This window comes from Pseudomonas sp. AGC41, from assembly GCF_057334555.1.
On record NZ_JBHFJB010000125.1, the window covers coordinates 28,028 to 29,031 of the forward strand.

At 60.3% G+C, this 1,004-nt stretch carries 1 protein-coding gene; it reads left to right on the forward strand.

The annotated features are described in order from the left end of the window. Positions 1-445 precede the first annotated feature (445 nt). Positions 446-949, forward strand: a complete 504-nt coding sequence (locus ACE04F_RS21670) for a hypothetical protein (RefSeq protein ID WP_486109861.1) — start codon at positions 446-448, stop codon at positions 947-949. Positions 950-1,004: the final 55 nt, after the last annotated feature.

The following is a 1,004-nucleotide window of genomic DNA, read 5'->3' on the forward strand; positions in this document are numbered from 1 at the left end:
GGCGGCCCGTTGCGGGCCGCGAGCCTGTCTCAGCGATGAAACAGGTTCCGCCATATCTCTCGCCAAATGAAGCCAATCCTTTGAATCCAGAGGAATTTCAAAACCCGGCACAACACCTGCTCTTCCCTTCGCAGCGCTGATTAGGGCCAGCGTCAGTGAAGAAGGAATCGATGTCTTGGGGACTTTCTACAGTCAACGCCAATCCCTCCACCCGCATCAACCAGACGACCGCCAGCACCGTGCTCAGTGACGGCGAATTCGCCGGCGTGGCCCGCGGCTCGACAAACTCCAGAGCAACTGACGCCCCAACCGGCTGCCGAGCGGTGAATCAGATTGCCGGGATGGGAACCGCATGGCCAACACCCTGAGCAGCCGGGTCGCTGATTGCCCCGGCGTGAATAAGAACGTACCGACACTCAACCAACGACACGCAAGGAGAAACACCATGAAACCTGAAATGGCGCTCAAACCATTGGTTTTCGCTCTCGCCGCTGTCATGGCAATGGCGGCGCAGGCCGGAGGAGACGGTAACGGCGACGGCCAGGGGCCGACGCTGGATCGATTGCCCTCCATCAGCGCCAGTGCCGGGGTTTCGGTGCTGGACGAGCAAAATAATGACGGCAACGTGGTGACCAATCAGGCCACCCGCAACACCGCTGAAGCCACCGATTCGCTCAACGGCAACGACGGCAACATGGGCGGTTACGGTGGTGGTCACGATGATGGCAAGTTGACGTTCTCCGCCGTGAGCACTTTCGAACTGGCCGGCAGCAACGCCCAACAAGTGCTGACTCGCGACGGCTGGAAAACCCCGGTCTACAACAACGCCACCATTACCCGCGCCATGAACGGCTTCTCCGGTGACGGCGGCGCCAACGTATCGGCGGGCGTGGACAACCCGCACAGCAACTCGCCAACGATTGCTGCCAGCTGCAAGGCTTGCATGTAAAAAATACCGCTGTGGGAGCGAGCCTGCTCGCGAAGGCGGTGTGTCAGTCAAAATG